General features: G+C 43.0%; 17 protein-coding genes. 14 read left to right on the top strand and 3 right to left on the bottom strand.

All coding sequences use genetic code 11. The features are described from left to right. Nucleotides 1-19 precede the first annotated feature (19 nt). The gene (locus BDE36_RS21510; protein WP_141816426.1) at nucleotides 20-1579 is read left to right on the top strand and encodes an NHL repeat-containing protein; all 1560 of its coding nucleotides are present in this window, start codon (nucleotides 20-22) and stop codon (nucleotides 1577-1579) included. Between the two features lie 73 nt (nucleotides 1580-1652). On the opposite strand, the gene BDE36_RS21505 is transcribed toward BDE36_RS21510, so the two are convergent. After that, nucleotides 1653-4481: a substrate-binding domain-containing protein gene (locus BDE36_RS21505; RefSeq protein ID WP_235904404.1), complete on the bottom strand. Its 2829-nt coding sequence runs from the start codon at nucleotides 4479-4481 to the stop codon at nucleotides 1653-1655. Nucleotides 4482-4790: 309 nt separating this feature from the next. Between BDE36_RS21505 and BDE36_RS21500 the strand changes: the two genes are divergently transcribed. The 5 genes from BDE36_RS21500 to BDE36_RS21480 all read left to right on the top strand — a co-directional run bounded on the left by BDE36_RS21500 (nucleotide 4791) and on the right by BDE36_RS21480 (nucleotide 13819). Next, nucleotides 4791-6119: a sugar porter family MFS transporter gene (locus BDE36_RS21500; protein WP_141816425.1), complete on the top strand. Its 1329-nt coding sequence runs from the start codon at nucleotides 4791-4793 to the stop codon at nucleotides 6117-6119. Nucleotides 6120-6135: 16 nt separating this feature from the next. After that, a complete protein-coding gene (locus tag BDE36_RS21495) occupies nucleotides 6136-7047 on the top strand; it encodes a carbohydrate kinase family protein (protein ID WP_141816424.1) in 912 nt (303 codons plus the stop codon). A gap of 229 nt (nucleotides 7048-7276) precedes the next feature. Beyond that, nucleotides 7277-10360: a SusC/RagA family TonB-linked outer membrane protein gene (locus BDE36_RS21490; RefSeq protein WP_202618184.1), complete on the top strand. Its 3084-nt coding sequence runs from the start codon at nucleotides 7277-7279 to the stop codon at nucleotides 10358-10360. 19 nt (nucleotides 10361-10379) lie between these two features. Next, nucleotides 10380-12098 carry a RagB/SusD family nutrient uptake outer membrane protein gene (locus BDE36_RS21485; RefSeq protein WP_141816423.1) on the top strand — a complete coding sequence of 573 codons (1719 nt, stop codon included), beginning with the start codon at nucleotides 10380-10382 and terminating at the stop codon, nucleotides 12096-12098. A 29-nt stretch (nucleotides 12099-12127) separates the two neighbouring features. Continuing rightward, nucleotides 12128-13819, top strand: coding sequence for a glycoside hydrolase family 32 protein (locus BDE36_RS21480; protein WP_161987749.1), 1692 nt, complete (start codon nucleotides 12128-12130; stop codon nucleotides 13817-13819). Nucleotides 13820-13891: 72 nt separating this feature from the next. Here the strand turns inward: BDE36_RS21480 and BDE36_RS21475 are convergent, their stop codons facing one another. Beyond that, nucleotides 13892-14326, bottom strand: coding sequence for a hypothetical protein (locus BDE36_RS21475; protein ID WP_141816421.1), 435 nt, complete (start codon nucleotides 14324-14326; stop codon nucleotides 13892-13894). A gap of 198 nt (nucleotides 14327-14524) precedes the next feature. After that, nucleotides 14525-15109: a phosphoribosylglycinamide formyltransferase gene (gene purN, locus BDE36_RS21470; RefSeq protein WP_128770415.1), complete on the bottom strand. Its 585-nt coding sequence runs from the start codon at nucleotides 15107-15109 to the stop codon at nucleotides 14525-14527. Nucleotides 15110-15276: 167 nt separating this feature from the next. Between purN and BDE36_RS21465 the strand changes: the two genes are divergently transcribed. From BDE36_RS21465 to rpsS, 8 genes are all read left to right on the top strand, one after another. Next, entirely contained in the window at nucleotides 15277-15837 is a 561-nt protein-coding gene (locus tag BDE36_RS21465; RefSeq protein ID WP_141816420.1) for a type 1 glutamine amidotransferase domain-containing protein, read from the top strand. A 192-nt stretch (nucleotides 15838-16029) separates the two neighbouring features. Continuing rightward, a complete protein-coding gene (locus BDE36_RS21460; protein ID WP_141814556.1) occupies nucleotides 16030-16581 on the top strand; it encodes a helix-turn-helix domain-containing protein in 552 nt (183 codons plus the stop codon). Next, nucleotides 16578-17477 (top strand): IS3 family transposase, encoded by a 900-nt coding sequence (locus BDE36_RS21455; RefSeq protein WP_141813453.1) that lies wholly within the window; start codon nucleotides 16578-16580, stop codon nucleotides 17475-17477. The genes BDE36_RS21460 and BDE36_RS21455 overlap by 4 nt, the downstream gene beginning before the upstream one ends. A gap of 450 nt (nucleotides 17478-17927) precedes the next feature. Continuing rightward, the gene (gene rplC / locus BDE36_RS21450) at nucleotides 17928-18545 is read left to right on the top strand and encodes a 50S ribosomal protein L3 (RefSeq protein ID WP_128770417.1); all 618 of its coding nucleotides are present in this window, start codon (nucleotides 17928-17930) and stop codon (nucleotides 18543-18545) included. Between the two features lies 1 nt (nucleotide 18546). After that, nucleotides 18547-19176 carry a 50S ribosomal protein L4 gene (gene rplD / locus BDE36_RS21445; RefSeq protein WP_128770418.1) on the top strand — a complete coding sequence of 210 codons (630 nt, stop codon included), beginning with the start codon at nucleotides 18547-18549 and terminating at the stop codon, nucleotides 19174-19176. 2 nt (nucleotides 19177-19178) lie between these two features. Next, complete coding sequence (rplW, locus tag BDE36_RS21440; RefSeq protein ID WP_128770419.1) at nucleotides 19179-19469, top strand: 50S ribosomal protein L23; 291 nt, start codon at nucleotides 19179-19181, stop codon at nucleotides 19467-19469. 7 nt (nucleotides 19470-19476) lie between these two features. Next, the gene (gene rplB, locus BDE36_RS21435; RefSeq protein WP_128770420.1) at nucleotides 19477-20301 is read left to right on the top strand and encodes a 50S ribosomal protein L2; all 825 of its coding nucleotides are present in this window, start codon (nucleotides 19477-19479) and stop codon (nucleotides 20299-20301) included. Beyond that, the gene (rpsS, locus tag BDE36_RS24045) at nucleotides 20301-20567 is read left to right on the top strand and encodes a 30S ribosomal protein S19 (RefSeq protein WP_128770421.1); all 267 of its coding nucleotides are present in this window, start codon (nucleotides 20301-20303) and stop codon (nucleotides 20565-20567) included. Before rplB ends, rpsS begins: the two co-directional genes overlap by 1 nt. The last annotated feature ends 2 nt before the right edge of the window (nucleotides 20568-20569 follow it).

The following is a 20569-nucleotide window of genomic DNA, read 5'->3' as shown; positions in this document are numbered from 1 at the left end:
TTATTAGGAATTAATGAAAATGCAGAAGAGTATTTTTGAATATGCCGGCTTAATTGCCCGTTTCCTCAAGGGTAAATTGAGTCCAACGGAGAGTGAATCGCTCGAAAAATGGCTCAATGAGGACAAAGAAAACAGGAAGCTGTTAGAATCTTTTAGAGATAGCGAATCGGTCCAAAAGGATTTGGACTTCTTTTCTTCTGTAGATGTCGACCAAGCCTGGCAAAAAGTGGCAGTCAAAACACAACATAAAGCCAATCGAATATTACCGCTGCTTTCAGGAGATCTGTCGCAGCTTGCTGCCCGTTTTGAGGTCTCGGAAGGGTGTGTCGTAAAGGTGGCCGGTGTAGAGCAACAAAGCAGAGTAAGTAAGAACGACTTTTCCAGCTCCCTTGAATCGTCGGAAAATAAGCTGGTATATGAAGTGTCAGAGCCAGGATCCACTGAGTCCCAGAGATATTCAGTCACCATCACATATATTAAAGAATATGAATGGCAGCTAATAGGATCGAACGTTACAGGATCAGGCGCTGCAGGGATAAAGATGGCTATCAACCCAGTAACGAACCTTCCTGCAATTGCCTATCAACGTACAGGAACCGATGAAAATGGGGCATCTATTGCCACAAATGATAAGAAGTGCGCTGTTGCCGCTCTTACCGCGAGCGGGTGGCAATTCCTGGGAGAGCAAAAGGGCGTGTCGGAATTCAGAGCTGATAATATTGCCATCGCATACGATAAAGCAGGAAATACCTATGTTGCCTATAAGGATTACATGGGTGGTGAGCAGAAAGTAACTGTAATTAAATATACTGGTACCTGGTCTGTTGTAGGTAGCAGCCGGTTTACATTGTTCAAGCCCAGTTACCTCTCAATAGCACTTGACGACTCGAACATACCCTACATTTCGATGACTAAAGACGGCGCTACTCCCGAGCCGGGAATAGCTAACCGGGCAGTGGTTGTGATGAGCTTTAAAAATGGACAATGGTCATACGACAGCACTCCTGGCATCCTGGCTTTTTATACCCAGCTGATCAAGGCAAACGGTAAGTTATATCTTGGAGTAATGGACCGTTCGACCAATACCAACAGGCCATCTGTGTTTGTTTTAAATGGTTCTGCCTGGAATATTGTGGGCACGAGTTCATTCGGCGCTAATGCTACTGCCGGATATCAGATGGTTAGCCCTGCAGTTGCGCCCGATGGCACCACGTATGCTGCCTATCAGGAATCGGTATCTGGTAAAAGGGTTGACCACGTGATGAAGCTCGAGGGCGGTGTCTGGAAAGAAGTCGGACAGGGAGTTCCTGTTCTTGGTACTTCTGATAACTTTGCTCTTTCTGTACATCCCGATGGTACCTTATTCTTTGCATGGGTCCAGCCACAGGTTGAAAGCACCGCGGCAGGATTATATGTAAAGACCTTCAATAAAGATTTGAATAGTTGGAATAAAGCCAGGCTCGTGATCAGCGGGACTGTTAATAATTTCGATATGCAGATATCTGCCGATGGAGTACCTTATCTCGCCGGGCAAAACAGCGAAGGAAAAACAGTGGTATATAAATACGCTCTTAAGTAATATAAGTGTGCTTATAGAAAAGGGTGCTTCTTTTGAGAGGCACCCTTTTTGCTGATCATTCATGGATGGTTTATTAGCTATGAATAAGCTTTTCTGCAACATTCTTCCTTTTGAACTCCGAAGGTGTACATCCGTACTTTGCTTTAAATAGTGTAGAAAAATAAGTAGGAGAGGAGATCCCTACCTTGTAAGTAATTTCTGCAATCGAAAGATCCTCATTTAATAACAGGTATTTAGCCTTTTTTAACCGCTTGTTAATAATGTATTCTGACACACTACAGCCCAGAAGAGCTTTCACCTTGCGATATAGCTGCACGCGGGAGATACCTATTGATTTGCAAATATCTTCCACGTTTAGGTTTTCGTTAGAGATATTGCTTTCTACTATGCCTGAAAATACTGTCAGAAACTTCTTATCGAGTTTGCCTGAAGTACTGGTTCTTGCATCAACGGGAAGTTCACTTGTATATCGCGACCTAAGTAACTGGCGGTTATTTAAGAGATTTCTGATGGCTTCCAGTAGAAACTGGATTTTAAAAGGTTTGGTAATATAGGTGTCGGCAAGAGCTTTGATTCCTTCGAGCTGTTGTTCGGGGTTTGCTCTTGCGCTGAGAAGAATAATCGGGATGTGAGAAGCCCGGATATCATTTTTTAATATCTGCGTAAGTTGAGTGCCCGATTGACCCGGCATTACTACATCTGAAATAATAAGATCGGGTATCTTTTCAAAAGCTTCGTGTAGCCCTTCTGTACTATTTGCCGCGGTATATACTTCGTAGTGTTCCGACAATTTCTCCTGCAGGAACTGCCGCATATCGTCGTTGTCTTCAATAATTAATACAGAATGTTCCTTTGTAACTATCGCCGTCTCTTCATGATGATCGCTAAGCCCCGAATCTTTAAGTTCTGCGGTATATAGTCTGATGGTATCCTCATCCGGCATGTACTGCCCTGCTCCGTAAATTTTCTCCTTCTGCCCAATGTGATTATCTCCAAGAGGTAGTGTTATTTTAAAGGCGGTGCCTTTTCCCTTTGTGCTGTTAACAGTTACTGTCCCTTTATGGAGAATAACAATTTCTCTTGATAAAGAAAGCCCGATTCCCGATCCTTTAGACCGATCGGTATCTCCCTGGTAAAAAAGATCAAAAGCATGAGACACCGCTTCTTCCGACATGCCGATGCCGTTATCTTCTATAACTATTTCAGCAATGCCTTCCTCTGGTTTTGAGGATATTGTTATCAGAACCCTGCCATTGTCGTTCGTAAATTTAAAGGCATTGGATAAGAGGTTGAAAATTACTTTGTCAAGCATATTGACATCAAACCATATATTTAATTCCTTATCTCTGCTTACTAACCGTATATCAATATTCCTTTTATGGGCTACCTCCTTAAAGGAACTCATGATCTCGCTGATAAACGAAATGATATTGTTTTCCGATACGCTAATGCTCATCTTGTCATATTCAATTTTACGGAAATCAACGAGTTGATTGATCAGTTTCAGCAGCCTGCTTGCGTTTTTACTAATCATATAGAGATGTTTTCTTGTTCCGGCTGTCATACGGGAATCGGAAAACAGATCTTCGAGCGATGTCATAATCAAGGTAAGGGGTGTTCTGAACTCATGCGAAATATTAGTGAAAAAATTAAATTTGGCTTCTGAAGCGGCTTTTGCCTTGGCAGACATTTCGATGAGCTGCTGCTGTTGTTTTATTATTTCCTCATTCTTGATTTCAAGTGCCTTATTGTTTTTCCAGTTTTCGTTTAGCGCATAAAAAGCCACGCCTCCAAAAACAATCGCCAGAACGAGGCTTACCACCAGTATATTGAGAAAGATCTGTTGGTTGTGGTAGATCTTCCTTTGTTCTTCCAGCATCTCCTGCTGTCGTTCGATGTCTATTTGCTGACTGTTGATTTTGTCTGATTGCAGCTTCATCAATTGAACATTGCTTGAATCGACAACCAGCGTTTTAAGGATATTCTCTTTATCAAACGGCATGTGATTTAAGATGGCCAATGCTGTTCTGATAGCCTCTTTACCTCCGGTAGGGTAGAGCATAGATGCATAGAGAATGCCGTCTGAAACGTATCTCAAGCCGTTGCTTGCGCCAGGTAGTGCATCAACCCCCACTATTTTAATCTTGCTTGCAGGCAACGATCTCTTAAGAGCTTGATATGAACCCAATGCCATTTGATCATTGTGGGCGAAGACCACATCAATATCCTGATAAGCGGATATTACTTTTGCAACTTCTTTTTCAGCTTCGCGTTTTAGCCAGTTCCCATACACTTGTTTTGCGATATGGACGCCGGGGTATTTACTGATACCTTCATTGAATCCCCTTTGTCTCTCAATTGCCGGAGAGGATCCCGGTAATCCCATTACTTCCAGTATCTTACCTTTGCCGTTCAGTTTGCCGGCTATATATTCCGCCGCTATTCTTCCAATTTCAAAGTTGTTGCCGCCTACATAGGAAGTATATAAGTTTGAGGATATTTTCCTGTCGATTATAATTACCGGTATTCCTCTATTAAAGGCTTCTTCTACCACCGGCGTTAAAGGCCGGGCTTCATTAGGCGAAATGATAAGCAAGTCGATTTTTTTGCGGAGCATTTCTTTGACCTGTCCTATCTGCTTTTTGCTATTTCCTTCGGCATCTTCATACAATAACTTAACACCTGGATAAAATGAAAGCTCCCTTTTCATTTCATCCAGCATGGTTCTTCTCCATTCATCAGAACCTATACATTGCGAAAACCCGATGGTGTACTCTGGTTCATCATTTTTTGAAGAGGTAGTGCATCCCTGGATGAGAACAGTACTCAGGCAGATGACCAACGGGAGCATCAGAAAATTCATAAGCATTTCAAAGGCGCTTCCCTTTCTAATCTTTATCATAAGGAGTTGAGATAATGCGATACCGGTTTGAGAAAATTAAGAAAATATATTGAGTACTTAAAATTCCAGATTCTTAGTCATTAGCTCTGAATAAGTTTGAATGGCGCTTTATGAATCAATTTTAAAGAAACGTGTAACATGTTTAAACTTTAGCCGGGCGTCTGAATCTGTAATCGATAATTATTCGGCAGATATCCAGTTACTTAGATGTTTTTTTGGCCTTTTTTAAAGTTTAAAGACTTTGGAATGCAATTTAACGCCGGCCGGCCGATTTCCCTTCTTATTTGCATTGGTAAACCTGGATAATTCATGAAAAAAAATTACGTAATAGCGTGGTCGCTTGTAGTGGCCTTAGGAGGGTTCTTATTTGGATTTGACACCGCTGTAATCTCAGGCGCTGAAAAATCTATACAGCAATATTGGAGCCTAAATGTCATCGAACACGGATTAACGGTATCTATCGCTTTAATTGGAACAGTATTGGGAGCTTTATTAGGTGCTATTCCCTCCGACCGGATTGGTCGTAAGAATACGTTATACCTGGTTGCTTTATTATATCTGCTTTCATCTCTCGGCACAGCACTCGCATCGGATTGGTATGTGTTTTTATTCTTTCGTTTTGCCGGTGGCATTGGGGTAGGAGTTTCTTCTGTGACTGCCCCTATATATATATCCGAAATATCTCCTGCACGGTCAAGAGGGCGCCTTGTTGCCTTATTCCAGTTTAACGTGGTACTTGGAATACTGATTTCGTATCTGTCGAACTATCTGATCGGGCAAAGTGGTGAGACTTCATGGAGATGGATGCTGGGTATTCAGTCTTTCCCTTCTCTTATATATCTCGTATTAATTCGTTTTATCCCTGAGAGCCCCAGATGGCTCGCTTTACAGAGGCAGCGTTTTGATGAGGCCCGTGAAGTCCTGAAGCGAATTAGTCCTCTCTCATATGAAAAAGAACTGGAGGCTATCACTCTTTCCGGCCAGCATCAAAAGCTGAGTATCCAGGAACCTCTTTTGTCGAAAAAGTACAAGTTCCCCGTTATGTTAGCTATACTTTTTGCGATCTTCAATCAGGTCTCAGGAATAAACGCCATTATCTATTATGCTCCCCGGATATTTGAAATGGCTGGTCTTGGTGCACATACTTCTTTATTGTCTACGGTTGGCATTGGATTAGTGAATTTCACCTTTACGCTTATTGCCATAGGTTTTATCGATAAGATAGGGCGGAGGACACTCATGCTTATAGGCTCTTTTGGTCTGATAGCGTCGCTTTCCATGGTATCATTCACGTTCTACTCGGGCCATTTTAACGGGTTTCTGATAACATTTTATCTAATGATCTATGTTGCCTTCTTTGCCTTTTCACAAGGGGCTGTCATCTGGGTATTTATTTCTGAAATCTTCCCCAATGAAGTCCGGGCAAAAGGTCAGACCCTCGGCAGTTTTACTCATTGGGTAATGGCCGCAGCCATTGCATTCAGCTTTCCATACTTCGCAGAAAAGCTGGGTGGCGGCAACACCTTCCTGTTTTTTAGCATCATGATGATCTTGCAATTATTATTTGTATGGCGTGTAATGCCGGAGACGAAGGGGAAATCGCTTGAGCAGATTCAGGAAAACGTAGTCATGCATTAACCTAAAAAATATTCATATGAATGACAGAGATATTAAAGTCGTTTGTTTTGGAGAGATTCTTTGGGACAACCTTCCTTCAGGTAAAAAACCGGGCGGTGCCCCTATGAATGTAGCCTACCACCTGAAGCAACTGGGGATAGAAAGCCTCTTGATTAGTCGTGTCGGAAATGACGACGATGGGAATGGGCTTTTACGATTCCTGAATGATATTGGGGTACAATCAGATTTCTGTCAGATGGACCAGGCATACCCAACTTCAACTGTTGAAGCCATTGTGATGGAGGACCACGATATAAGGTACGATATACGCTTTCCGGTTGCCTGGGATTTCATACAACCCGACGATCACCTGATTCCTCTTGTTTCAAATGCCGGGGCGCTGGTCTTTGGAAGCTTGTCAAGCAGGAATAACGTAACTCGTAAAACTCTTTTTGGTTTGCTTGAGGCATCACAATACAAGGTTCTGGATATTAATTTACGTGAGCCATATTATACACCTGAGAACTTAACGGAGCTACTTACAAGGGCGGACCTCGTTAAACTGAATAGTGATGAACTGAAGATCATTGCCAAACTAACAGGTGGATCTTTTGATACAGAACAGGAGAATGTAAAGCAGCTTCAGGATCGCTTTAGAATCAGTGAGGTTCTGGTAACAAAAGGGATAGCAGGGGCTTCGTATTACAATGGGGATCGCCAATATGATGTTCCTTCACACAAAGTAGCTGTAAAAGATACAGTAGGCAGTGGAGACTCTTTTCTTGCTGCATTTCTCGCTAAAAGGTGCCGCGGAAATACAATAAGCGAATCGCTTAATTATGCGTCGGCGCTGGCCGGATTTGTCACGTCTCATTATGGAGCCTGCCCTTCTTATACAGTGTCAGATCTTGATCTGTTTATGAACGATTACAAAAGCGTCAGGCTTTAGCCAACGAATCCGGCTATGGAAAATAGTCCCATTAACTAAATCAATTAACCAGTTAAACTTAAAAAAATGAAGAAAAGACGATTTATGGGTTGAGAACCGGATACAGTATCCAACTCCCATGGTAAATCCTATCGAAAAATACGAATCAACTCATTAGAAATGAGTATCGCAAACCAAGCGCCGTGTCCTATTCATAGTATTTCACGGGCTTTAAAAACCAATTAGTCAAATGAGAATTATTTATTTTCTAATTGCTATGACTTGTTGCATTCATGTTGCAAGGTCGCAAAGTATCACTATTTCTGGCAAGATCACCGATGAGAAGGGCGAGTCGTTACCGGGGGTAAGTATTTTGGTACGGGGTCAGAACATCGGTGCCAGTTCAAGTGCCGAAGGCCGTTATTCTATTAAGGTTCCAAATGCGGGGTCTACTCTTGTATTTTCTTATATTGGTTATGTATCGAGAGAGATAACCGTCGATAGCAGGACTGTAATAGATGTTGTATTAACAGGTGCTCCCCGGTCTCTGAATGAAGTTGTGGTTACCGGTTACCAGAGTCAGAAGAAGGCTGATCTAACCGGAGCGGTGTCGGTTGTTGATGTAAATGAGATTAAAGATATTCCAGTGGGCAATCCTGTGAAAGCGTTGCAGGGTCGAGTGCCCGGAGTGTTTATTACCAGCGATGGATCGCCTCAAGGTGGGGCAACTGTACGAATAAGGGGGGTAGGAACCCTCGGAAACAACGATCCTTTGTATGTAATCGACGGTATTCCTACTAAACGGGGGCTCCAGGAACTTAATCCCAACGACATTGAATCATTTCAGGTGTTAAAAGACGCCTCGTCTGCTACAATTTATGGTTCTAGGGCGGCAAATGGAGTGATTATTATTACAACAAAAAAAGCTAAAAAGGGCAATACCAAAATAGATGTCGATGTTTCGTCCTCTCTTCAATCTTATATTTCTAAACAAAAGACCCTTGATGCTGATGGGAAAGGACGGGCGTATTGGCAGGCTGCTGTAAATGACCGGTCAAACCCTAATAACAATCAGATTTATCAGTACGACTGGAACGGCAACTTCGATGACCCGGTGCTGAACAAAATTATTTATCCTGAATTTATTGATGCTGCAAAGACGATGAAGCCCGCCAATACCTATTGGTACGACGAGATCAGCCAGACATCCCAGATACAACAAGTTAATATTTCGCTCAGCAACAGCGGAGAACGTGGAAATAGTCTCTTTTCTGTGGGCTATTATGACAATAAGGGTATTGTTAAATCCTCAAAAAGTAACAAGATTAACTCCCGGTTTAACTCGGACTATAGCTTTTGGAAGAATAAGCTGAAGGTAGGGGAGAACATGAATGTTACTTACATTAAAAATGCATTAATCCCTCTCGGTGATATCCTCTTTACGTCTCTTGTACAGCCGGCAGTTGTACCTGTACACACCGTAGATGGGGGATGGGGCGGACCAGCACCAGGCATGACCGACCGGCATAATCCTGTGCGGCTGATAGAAGACAACAAGCAAAATTCAGGATATTTCTATCGCGTTTTCGGTAATGCCTATGCCGATTTCGCAGTTGTTCCAAATTTACATTTCAGAACCAGTCTTGGCGTAGATTATAACGGATCTTATCAGAGGACACTTCGGAAGTCATACGTTTCCGGGTTTTTATCTGACCCCTCTAATCAAAATGTCACCAATCAGGGTTACGACGGTAATTGGGTATGGCAGAACACGATCAACTACACGTTGAGTTCAGCTAAACATCGTGCCGACTTCGTTTTAGGGCATGAACAGATTAAGTATATCAACCAGAACTTTTTTGCATCAAGGCAAGGGTATGCTCTGGAGAATATTGATTATGCTTACCTCGATGCTGGTTCCTCTAATAAAGACAACGGAGGGAGCGGTACGGGATATTCATTATTGTCTTTTTTCGGTAAAGGGAATTATTCTTATGATAATAAATATCTGGCTTCTGTTACTCTTCGCCGGGACGGATCATCGCGCTTTGGTAAAGATAACAGGTACGGCGTTTTTCCTGCCTTTTCTTTGGGCTGGAGAATCAGCGAGGAGCCTTTCCTGAAAAACAATACTATCCTTTCAGATCTTAAGCTTAGGTATGGATGGGGCAAATCAGGTAACCAGGAAATAGCAAATAACGCTACTTATGCATTGTATTCCGCTATTTATGGAATAGATCAGACTTTTGCTTTCGACAGTGGATCTGCTTATGATATAACCGGCGCAGGTTCAGGACAACTGCCATCTGGGTTTACTTTGATCCAGCAGGCAAATGATAAACTGAAGTGGGAAAGTACAACTGAGTCGAACTGGGGTGCCGACTTTGGTTTATTTGGAAATCGCCTCAGCGGATCGGTCGATTATTTCGTAAAGAAGACCTCCGACATTTTAATTAGTCCAGGGTTCCTCGCTGTATTAGGCGAAGGAGGAAATTATTGGTTTAATGGAGCTTCCATGCAAAATAAGGGACTTGAGTTTTTGCTCTCTTATAACGGAAACCTTTCAAAGGAGTGGTCCTTTTCAGCAACCGCAAATATTTCCGCCTACAGGAACAAAGTAACCTCTCTTCCTTCTCAGGTTTTAGCTTCATACCCCGGTAATGGAACTGACAAAACAATTCTTGGCCGCTCTATTAATTCTTCTTTCGGATATGTGGCAGATGGATTGTTTAAATCACAACAGGAAGTGGACAATTCTCCGGCTCAAACCGGAAAGGGTATTGGCCGCATAAGGTACAAAGATCTGAACAGCGACAACGTTATTGATGATAAAGACCGCGACTTCATTGCCGACGGTAATCCTAAATTTCAATATGGGCTTAATCTCGAACTACGATACAAAGGTTTTGACTTCAGCTGTTTCTTCCAGGGTATTCAGGGCAATGATGTTTATAATGAATTCAAAACATTTACCGACTTTTCATCCCTGTGGGTGGGCAGTAACTGGGGCGAAAGAACCCTGAATGCCTGGACTCCTCAAAATAGTAGTTCGGAAATTCCGGCACTAACTTTAGTCGATCGAAATAACGAAGGGCGAGCGTCAACTTATTTTTATGAAAAGGGCTCGTATTTAAAATTAAGAAACCTTCAGCTGGGGTATAATCTTAAAAATCTTTTTAAATCGTCAGGGATCCAGGGAGCGCGCGTTTTTTTGCAGGGCAGTAATCTCTTTACTATAAAGAGTAAATCATTTACCGCCGCCGATCCGGAAATCCCAAATCAGGCTTTCCCTATTCCGACTATTACCACCATCGGAGTAAACGTATCATTTTAAAAACTTAAAATTAGTGAATATGAAAAGTAAATTCCTGATAATCGTGCTCATTCTTGGGGTTTTATCATCATGTAAGAGGTTTCTGGATGAAACACCGCAGGGCGTTATATCTGATGAGGATCTTAATACACCTGAAAACGTTGATAAAATGGTAATTGCCGCCTATTCAGGCCTGGGAAATGACTACTTCGAGGCCCCATACTCAAGTATGTGGCCTTACGGAAGCATTCGTGGCGGAGATACATATAAAGGTGGAGACGGTCCTGGTGATATAGGCGACTTTCACCTCTATGAAACGTTCTCTTTAAATCGGGTAGATAATTCAAAAACCGATCTTGTTTGGTATCGATTATATGTATGTATTGGCCGGGTTAATGACGCGTTAAGAAGATTGAATGCAATAGATCAGTCTGTTTATCCCCTCAAATCGGAGCGCCTGGGAGAAATGTATTTCCTTCGCGGACATTTCTACTTTCTTGCAAAAATACTCTTTAAATACGTCCCCTATATAGACGAAACTGTTCCCAAAGCAACTTATGATTCTGTATCTAACAGAACACTATCTGATGATGAGCTTTGGAATAAAATAACAGGAGGATTCCGGGATGCGGCCGATCGGCTCCCACAGACCAGAACGGATGCGGGAAGGCCGGATAAATATGCAGCCAAGGCCTATTTAGCTAAAGCGTTGTTGTATCAGGCATATAAACAGAATGAAGATAATGCAGTGACTTCTGTTGATGCTGCTTTGCTGACTGAGGTGAACAATCTTTGCGACGAGGTGATCAACTCCGGAAACTATCACTTAAATACTGACTTTGCCGCTAATTTTCTTACCCAGCACGAAAATAGTGCCGAATCTGTATTTGCTATTCAGTATTCGAAAGATGATGGAACGCCAAAGGGCAGACTTGACGAAGGGCATAAGCTGAGCTACCCCATGAATCAGGAATACGGATGCTGTGGATTCCACGTCCCCAGTCACGATTTGATCAACGCTTTTAAAACGGATGAAAAAGGCCTTCCAATGTATAACTCATACAATAGTAATGATGTTGCCGCCTCAGGCGATTATACTACCGGAACTTTTGATCCGCGGCTCGACCACACCGTTGCTATTCCGGGACATCCTTATAAGTATAAAGCTAATTTCATCTTTCAAAGATCATGGGCGCGGGCTCCTGAAGTTTATGATGCCTTTGCCAGTATGAAGGAAGTTGTTGCCCCTGATGACCCCTCCTTTCAGAAAATTCCGCCCTTTATGTCAAGCTCTAAGAATTGGGATATAATACGTTACGATGATGTATTACTGTTCAAAGCCGAAGCGCTTATTGAGCTGGGGCGGCAGGACGAAGCCTTGCCTCTGATTAATCAATTGAGAACCCGGGCCGCTGGTAGTCTCTCTCTGCTGAAAAAAGCCGATGGTACTCCGATTTCTCACTATGGTATCGACGTCTATAAGCCAGGGATCAATTGTACCTGGACCCGGGATTTTGCCCGCCAGGCTTTAAGGTGGGAACGCAGGCTGGAGTTTGCAACAGAAGGCTACCGGTTTTTTGATCTGGTAAGATGGGGAATAGCTGCAGAAGTAATAAATACTTACTTTAGCATTGAAAAGACAAGGTCAGCGCATTTAGCGGAGGCTAAATTTACTAAGGGCAGGGACGAATACTTACCCATTCCCCTTAACCAAATAAACTACAGTAAAGGATTGTACCAGCAGAATAAGGGATGGTAAATAAGTCAGGTCAATTTAAATCACATTTCATGAAGATATTCTCGAACATTTTTTTTCTCGCTTTATTATCTATAACAGCGTGGGCACAGGAGCGTAATGCACCGCCCGAGGTGAATTACAGCAAATATTTTACAGCTGAAAAAAAGTACCTCGTTTTGCCGGTAAAGAACGGCGCGCCTAAACGTAATGTTGAACTTTGGGTGGATGGTATTAACACACGTTTTTTTGACATAGAGCTCGCTGAGGAAACACCCGATTGGCTGGCTTATCTTGATATTTCCCAGTGGAAGGGAAAACCAGTCGAATTAAGGGTGGATAAGATTAAGCAAGGGTCGGGGGTATTCAATCCGATAGTGCAAAGCGATACAGACGGCAATGATGACGGATTATATAAAGAAAAGTTTCGCGGGCAGTTTCACTTCTCTCCTAAAAGAGGCTGGACGAATGACCCTAATGGATTGGTCTACTATAATGGTGAATACCATCTTTTTTTTCAGCATAATCCTTATGGACGCGGATGGGGAAATATGAGTTGGGGCCATGCTGTAAGTAAAGATCTGGTACATTGGAAAGAACTGGACGTTGCTCTTCATCCTGGTCCATTCGGTCCGGTTTTCAGTGGTGGTGCCGTGGTTGATCAGGAGAATACAAGTGGTTTGGGTAAGCCCGGCAAGCCTGCGATGGTGATGTTTTTTACTGGTGCAAGAGCATGGTCGCAGTATCTGGCCTGGAGCACAGACGGCCGTAGTTTTCAGAAGCTCGAAAAGGCCGTTGTTCCGAGGATCAACAAGGACAACCGGGATCCCAAAGTAGTATGGTACGAACCGTCTAAGCAATGGGTGATGGTGGTTTATGTGGAGAGAGCGCACGAGCAGCATAGTATGCAGTTCCTCACTTCTCCTGACTTGAAGGACTGGACTCCTGTCAGTAGTATCAATGGAGGAGCAGGCAGAGATGGCTACCTGTTTGAATGTCCGGAGTTTTTTCAACTCACTGTTGAAGGAAGCAAAGAAACGAAATGGATACTTACGGGGGCAAACAGCGAATATGCTATAGGGAACTTTGACGGTAAGGTTTTTAAACCCGAAACAGAAAGGTTAAACGGACAACGGGGAAGGGATTTTTATGCCGCCCAAACTTACAGCAACGAACCTAAGGGCCGGCGTATTGAGATTGGCTGGTGGCGAACTCATACCGACAGAGAGGGAATGAACTTTAACCAATCAATGAGTATCCCTTTGGAACTGAAACTGGAACGGAGAACAGAGGGATTAAGACTCATCCGCAGACCTGTTAAAGAGCTGGAAGCTCTACGTAACAAAACATATTCGTACGGCAAAATGAAGCTGAAGGACAACTCCGCAAACCCTCTGTCTTCCCTTGATATTGAGCTGGCAGAAATAAGGCTTGAGTTTGAACCTGGTACAGCGAAAGAAGTAGTACTAAACGTTCGCGGGGTTCCGGTGATTTATAATGCGGTTAAACAGGAGCTCACCATCGATGGAGTTACCGCCTCCGCCCCATTACAAAAAGGTAAACAAAAATTAATAATATACGCTGACAGAACCGGACTGGAGGTGTTCGCGGGTGATGGCCTGCTGTTTATGCCGGTCAATATAAATATAAAACCAGAGATCCGGTCACTTTCCATTTCGGCCAGGGGAGGTACAGCCTCTGTCTCTGATTTGAAAGTGTACCAGCTTGAAAGTATATGGGACTGATTGGTTCCCGCAGAAAGAAGAAGAAAAGGAGTCCGCATGTTCGCATGAGGGCGCCTTTTGCCGGAGAGGATATCAGTGCGTTCTTTCCGGCTCTTTTTTATAGGATAAACTATTAGGGATGCTTAATATAGGTTCGTCTTTCTGCAGATCACCCGTGATTTTGAGGCTGATTATAGAATCGTTTGTTGTGTGATCAGTGATCACAATCGCTTTGCTATGCTGCTTTACTGGCCGGCCTGCAGAATCACTAATTTCTTTACTCCATTTCCAGTTTCCTGCCATTTCTTTAATTGCAGCAGGCCCCTTCTTGTATAATGTTGCTGAATGATCTTCGTTCAGGATGAAAGCTGTAAGAGTATCCCGATCCAACGATGTACTCCTTTGCTGGCTTTTTGAGGAACTGTCTATTAGTACCCAGTGGCCGGAGATCGCGCTGTCAGCAGAATCTCTGGCATGAAGCTTTATTTTGCCTCTGTCGTGACTGCATCCGCCTATAAGTATTGCCATAATTATAGCATAGACAATACTGACAGCAGTGAATGATGTGGAGTTAGAAAAACAATGAGACCATATAACACTACTGAAAGGGTTTTTACCAGATGGAAATAATGGTTTCATTAGATTGATTTTAGATATGACGAGGTAAAACATAAAATAATTACATTACCCGACAAAAAATTTCCGAAAGACAGCTGATTTCTGCTTTTACAGACTCTTCATCTTTTTTAATAAGCTTTCTACCACTTTTGGATAATGCAGATGTTCGAGTTGTTGACCTTTAAATTTGATCATTTCGATGTCATCGCCTTTTTCAATTTTGAAACGGGACTGGTGGATAATTTCCCCATCATCAAAATTCTCGTTTACAAAATGAATAGTAATACCCGATTCGGATTCGTGATTTGCAAGTATGGCCTTATGAACGTTGTCGCCATACATTCCTTTGCCTCCATATTTGGGAAGAAGCGCCGGATGAATATTGATGATCTTATTAGGAAATGCCTTTAAAAGGTTTTCCGGAATTAACCATACGAAACCGGCCAGCACTATAATATCAATCTCCATTTTTTTAAGGAGGGTAACGATATTATCTGTTTTGTAAAATTCAAACCTGTCGAATACATGCGACGGGATCTCAAAATTATCGGCGCGCTGCAAAACGTATGAATTTGGATTATTTGAAAGTACAATGGCTACTTCTGCATCGGCGTGTTTTTTGAAATGTTCCATTATCTTCTGGGCATTCGAGCCCGAACCGGATGCAAAGATGGCAATACGTTTTTTTAGCATGGTGATGAGTTACAATCCAAAGATAAGGAAAAGGGATAAGAGGACAAAAGTGTAAGCCCAAAGCTGCTGCTCGCCGAAGAGAGGGCTGCTGCACTTTAAAATCTTTAAAACAAATGATTTTTCGAGGCGTTACTTTTTATATCTATAATCTACCAAATAAAAACATTATGGCAAATTTAAGTAATCGCAACATTGCTATTCTTACGGAGAGTGGTTTTGAGGAAGTTGAATTGACCAGCCCGAAAAAGGCACTGGAAGAAGCGGGGGCAAACGTGCACGTTATTTCGCCGCAAAAGGAGACTGTAAGAGCCATGAAAAATCATGAATGGTCGATAGATGTGCCGGTTGATAAACACATTTCGGAGGTAAAAGTCGAAGATTATGACGGGCTCGTGTTGCCGGGAGGAGTGATTAATCCAGATCAGTTGCGCCTCAACGACCAGGCGATAAGCTTTATTAAAGATTTCTTTGATGCCGGTAAACCTGTGGCAGCAATTTGTCATGGCCCTCAGTCGCTCATTACCGCAGGAGTAGTTGAAGGCAGGGAAATGACTTCGTATCCTTCAATTAAGGCAGACCTTATATATGCGGGCGCAAACTGGGTAGATCGTGAAGTGGTTGTCGATCAGGGTTTGGTAACAAGCCGTACCCCTGACGACCTTCCTGCGTTTAACCGGAAAATGTGTGAAGAGTTTGCTGAAGGTATTCACGAAGGGCAGCACTCTTAAGAATAGAGCGGGAGAACAAACATAATTCTCCCGCTCTATTCTTGTCTCCTGATTTTTCTCTTACGTTCGTCACATGGTTTTCGTTTCTGTCTTAGATCTTCGCTTTCTGGTTGTTTTTCATTCGTTCCTGGCTTTCTTCTTCCTCGTCAGCTTGTCCATTCCTAAAAAAGCTATACACCCAACAAGAAGTGTATGGAAACAAAAAGAGGAGAAAAAAAGTCAACAAGGGAGAATAAGAATGTTCCCTTTACCAAGCGAGAAATTGAGACAATAGTCCAAAAGATCGAATCAGGAGTTCCGCGTCGGGAGATACTGCGGGAATATGGGATGCACAAATCAACGTTGACCAATTGGATGAGCCGGTATGGATCAGAGGCGTATCATGCAGGGCAAAACCGGAGGTATAGTCCCTCGGAGAAACGGTCAGTGCTGCGGGCCGTGGAGTCAGGGATGTCGGTTCGGGAAGCATGTATAGCTTTTGGAATAAGGAGCAAAACAGTAGTAGCCGGCTGGCTAAGACAACAGAAAGCAGAAAATGCCGAACTTAGGCGTCAAATAGCACCCGTGAAATCAGAAGAGAAGGAACCAAAAGGAGATTCGTCAGGCCAGGTCAAGAGGTTGGCGGAACAACTGGCAGAGGCACAGTTAAAGATCCGGGCCCTGGAGACGATGATCGATATAGCCGAAGAACAGCTTAAAATCGATATCCGAAAAAAGTCTGGAGCCAAACAGTCACCAAAATGAAACAGGAGGAGCCCCGAATGGGAATAAAGACGCTGTGCAGATTGTTTGGCAAGAGCCGCCATGCCTGGTATGACCACCAGTGGCGCTATGAGGATATTGGATTAAAAGAGGAGATCACCCTTCAGCATGTCCATCAGATCCGTCAGGGCCTTCCGCGGACAGGTACCCTGAAATTACATTACATGCTCGCTCCCATGCTGGCAGAGCATGGCATCCGGATCGGGCGGGACTATTTATTTGATCTGATGCGGGAGCACGGACTGGATATCCGTCGCAGAAAGAGGCGGGTAGTGACGACCGATTCGCGCCATTGGATGCATAAATATGCCAATCTGGTGAGAGAATTGAGGGTTAACCGTCCCGAGCAGGTATGGGTGAGTGACATTACTTATATCCGCATGAACAGCGGATGGGGTTATCTCAGCCTGGTGACGGATGCTTACTCCCGCAAGATCATGGGTTACTGCTTTCATAAAGATCTCAGCGCGGAAGGATGTGTAGAAGCACTGCGAATGGCCCTGGACCAGCGGATCTATCAGGATGAACTGATCCATCATTCCGACCGGGGATCCCAGTATTGCAGCAAAGAGTATGTAGAGGTTTTACTGGGCAGCAGGATTGCCATCAGTATGACCGAAAATGGCGATCCCTATGAAAATGCACTGGCTGAACGGGTGAACGGGATTCTCAAAGAAGAATTCAATCTGCATCACTCAGGACTCGGCTTTGAGGACACCAAAACAAAGATCGCCGAAAGCATCCGGGCATATAATGAGGTAAGACCTCATGCCAGTTGTGATTACCTAACCCCTGAGCAGGCGCATTTACGGGCAGGGGTCTTGATGAAACGCTGGAAAAATAAAAAATCAAAAAAGGAGGGACTTGTCCTTGTATAGTTCAAACAGGATTAACAAATTGCAGTGTATAATCGAAACAGGAATAACAAATCGAAGTGTATAATTAATTCAGGATTTATTCATTAACCTGTATAGCTATTTCAGGACAAGACAGCTGTTCGTCAACCCCTTGTCGATTGCTCGTCAGTTATTTGTCAACTGCTTTACAATTGTTCGTCAGTTGTTCGTCAGCTGTTCGTCAGCGTGACGGAGAAACGACATATATTTGTCGCACAAGTGATATTCCGCCGGGGCAAACAGTACGTTTTTGGTATTAACTAAAAGCGGGGGAGTAGTGTGACAGTCTTCGCTGCGATTTTCTTTAAAAAATAACATCCTAACTATTTGATAATTAATTAAACATTTCTATCTTTGCCCTCCCTTTCGAGGGATTATTATGCCTTGAGCGAAGCCCTACTGCTTCGATGGGCGCAAAAGAAATAAAAGAAAATGTCAGGTATTATTGGAAAAAAAGTAGGAATGACCAGCATTTTCGATGCCGATGGACGCAATATTCCATGCACGGTTATCGAAGCTGGCCCCTGTGTTGTAACACAGGTTCGTACCTCTGAGAAAGACGGGTACGAGGCAGTTCAGTTAGCTTTCGACGAGAAGAAAGAAAAGAACACTACCGAACAGTTAAAAGGCCATTTCGCAAAAGCAAACACTACTCCAAAGCGGAAGCTTGTGGAGTTTAAAACGTTTGAAGATGTGAAAAGTTTGGGCGATACAATAACTGTTGAACTTTTTGCTGAAGGCGACTTCGTTGATGTTGTTGGTACTTCAAAAGGTAAAGGTTTCCAGGGCGTTGTGAAGCGTCATGGTTTTGGTGGTGTTGGTATGGCGACTCACGGACAGCATAACAGACTAAGAGCTCCTGGTTCGTTAGGTGCTTCTTCATGGCCTTCACGTGTATTTAAAGGCATGCGTATGGCAGGCCGTACAGGTGGTTCAAGAGTTAAAGTTCAGAACCTTCAGGTTTTGAAGATTTATCCTGAACAAAATTTATTGGTAGTTAGCGGTTCTATTCCGGGAGCTAAGGGTTCTTACGTAATCGTGGATAAATAAGATGGAAGTTAGCGTATTAAACATTTCAGGTAAAGAAACAGGTGCCAAGGTGCAACTTCCTGAAGAGATTTTTGGTGTAGAACCTAACGATCATGCAATTTATCTGGACGTTAAGCAATATCTTGCTAATCAACGTCAGGGTACGCATAAATCTAAGCAACGTAACGAGATTGCCGGATCGACCCGTAAATTATATAAACAAAAGGGTACAGGCGGTGCGCGTGCAGGTAGCATTAAATCACCATTGTTTAATGGTGGTGGCCGTATTTTCGGTCCGCAGCCACGCGACTACAGCTTTAAATTAAACAAGAAGTTAAAGCAACTGGCCCGTAAGTCGGCTTTATCATACAAGGCAAAAGACAATAACATTGTCATTCTTGAAGATTTTTCTTTCGATTCTATAAAGACAAAGAACTACATCAAGATGGTGACAGATCTGAACATTGCTTCAGAAAAGACTTTGCTGGTATTACCGGCTGCTAATAATAATGTGTATTTATCAAGCAGAAATATTAAGAAAGCGAAAGTGATCACTGCCGATCAGTTGAATACTTATGATGTATTGAACGCAGGAAAGCTTTTGTTAACTACTGGTTCTGTTAAAACATTGGAGGAGGCATTCGCCAGGTAATTATGGAAATCTTAAAAAAACCTATTTTAACAGAGAAAGCATCCGCGTTAACTGAGAAGTTAAACCGGTTTGCATTTAAAGTAGATTACAGAGCCAACAAATTGCAGATCAAAGGTGCAATTGAACAAATGTATGGTGTTAATATCCAGGCGATAAACACGATGGTGGTTTCTGGTAAAGCAAAAAGCCGTTACACAAAAGCAGGATTTGTTTCCGGGCGTTCGCCTAAATACAAGAAAGCTATTGTAACGCTGAAAGATGGTGAAACTATTGACTTTTACAGCAATATTTAATTAGAACATGGCAGTTAGAAGATTTAAACCGGTTACCCCTGGTACTCGTTTCCGCGTAGGAGGCGATTATTCAGATGTTACTACAAACGTTCCTGAAAAGTCGTTAGTAGTTTCTATCAAGAAATCAGGCGGTAGGAATAATTCCGGTAAAATGACTATGCGTTATCTCGGTGGGGGACATAAAAAAGCATACCGATTGATTGATTTTAAACGCGATAAAAATAATATCCCCGCAACTGTTGCCACTATAGAGTACGATCCTAACCGTACTGCACGTATCGCTCTGTTGCACTATGCCGACGGCGAAAAGCGCTACATTATTGCTCCCGAAGGATTACAGGTTGGTCAAACCGTAGTATCCGGCGAAGGAGTAGCACCAGAAGTAGGCAATGCTCTTCCCTTAAAGAACATTCCTCTAGGTTCAATTATTCATAACATTGAGCTCAATCCGGGTCAGGGTGCGTCGATTGCACGTAGTGCAGGTACTTATGCTCAGCTATCTGCCCGTGACGGGAAGTATGCTATCATTAAGATGCCTTCAGGCGAAACCCGTATGATCCTGGCCTCTTGTATTGCCACTATCGGAACAGTTTCAAATTCTGAAAAGGCAAATGAAGTTTTGGGTAAGGCTGGAAGAAAACGCTGGCTGGGCTATCGCCCACGTGTTCGTGGTGTTGCAATGAACCCTGTCGATCACCCTATGGGTGGTGGTGAAGGAAGGGCTTCAGGTGGTCATCCACGTTCAAGAACCGGGGTACTTTCGAAAGGTTATAAGACCCGTAATAAGAAGAAAACCTCAAATCGTTATATTATTGAAGGGAGGAAGAAATAATGGCACGTTCGATTAAAAAAGGCCCTTATATTGATCACAATCTGGAAGGCAAAGTGCTTTCTATGAACGAAACCAGTAAGAAATCAGTTATTAAGACCTGGTCACGCCGGTCGATGATCTCTCCGGATTTCGTAGGTCATACATTTGCAGTACATAATGGTAACAAGTTTATACCTGTTTATGTAACTGAAAACATGGTTGGTCACAAGTTGGGAGAATTTGCTCCAACCAGAACATTTAGAGGTCACGCTGAAAAGAGAAAATAAGC

The sequence above is a fragment of the Arcticibacter tournemirensis genome (assembly GCF_006716645.1).
In the GTDB taxonomy this organism is placed as follows: Bacteria; Bacteroidota; Bacteroidia; order Sphingobacteriales; family Sphingobacteriaceae; genus Arcticibacter; species Arcticibacter tournemirensis.
This window is presented reverse-complemented; position numbering and strand designations above follow the sequence as displayed.

Coding starts and splice junctions, on each gene's coding strand:
- BDE36_RS21510 (WP_141816426.1), top strand. CDS start 20: ATGCAGAAGAGTATTTTTGAATATGCCGGCTTAATTGCCCGTTTCCTC.
- BDE36_RS21505 (WP_235904404.1), bottom strand. CDS start 4,481: ATGATAAAGATTAGAAAGGGAAGCGCCTTTGAAATGCTTATGAATTTT.
- BDE36_RS21500 (WP_141816425.1), top strand. CDS start 4,791: ATGAAAAAAAATTACGTAATAGCGTGGTCGCTTGTAGTGGCCTTAGGA.
- BDE36_RS21495 (WP_141816424.1), top strand. CDS start 6,136: ATGAATGACAGAGATATTAAAGTCGTTTGTTTTGGAGAGATTCTTTGG.
- BDE36_RS21490 (WP_202618184.1), top strand. CDS start 7,277: ATGAGAATTATTTATTTTCTAATTGCTATGACTTGTTGCATTCATGTT.
- BDE36_RS21485 (WP_141816423.1), top strand. CDS start 10,380: ATGAAAAGTAAATTCCTGATAATCGTGCTCATTCTTGGGGTTTTATCA.
- BDE36_RS21480 (WP_161987749.1), top strand. CDS start 12,128: ATGAAGATATTCTCGAACATTTTTTTTCTCGCTTTATTATCTATAACA.
- BDE36_RS21475 (WP_141816421.1), bottom strand. CDS start 14,326: ATGGCAATACTTATAGGCGGATGCAGTCACGACAGAGGCAAAATAAAG.
- purN (WP_128770415.1), bottom strand. CDS start 15,109: ATGCTAAAAAAACGTATTGCCATCTTTGCATCCGGTTCGGGCTCGAAT.
- BDE36_RS21465 (WP_141816420.1), top strand. CDS start 15,277: ATGGCAAATTTAAGTAATCGCAACATTGCTATTCTTACGGAGAGTGGT.
- BDE36_RS21460 (WP_141814556.1), top strand. CDS start 16,030: ATGGAAACAAAAAGAGGAGAAAAAAAGTCAACAAGGGAGAATAAGAAT.
- BDE36_RS21455 (WP_141813453.1), top strand. CDS start 16,578: ATGAAACAGGAGGAGCCCCGAATGGGAATAAAGACGCTGTGCAGATTG.
- rplC (WP_128770417.1), top strand. CDS start 17,928: ATGTCAGGTATTATTGGAAAAAAAGTAGGAATGACCAGCATTTTCGAT.
- rplD (WP_128770418.1), top strand. CDS start 18,547: ATGGAAGTTAGCGTATTAAACATTTCAGGTAAAGAAACAGGTGCCAAG.
- rplW (WP_128770419.1), top strand. CDS start 19,179: ATGGAAATCTTAAAAAAACCTATTTTAACAGAGAAAGCATCCGCGTTA.
- rplB (WP_128770420.1), top strand. CDS start 19,477: ATGGCAGTTAGAAGATTTAAACCGGTTACCCCTGGTACTCGTTTCCGC.
- rpsS (WP_128770421.1), top strand. CDS start 20,301: ATGGCACGTTCGATTAAAAAAGGCCCTTATATTGATCACAATCTGGAA.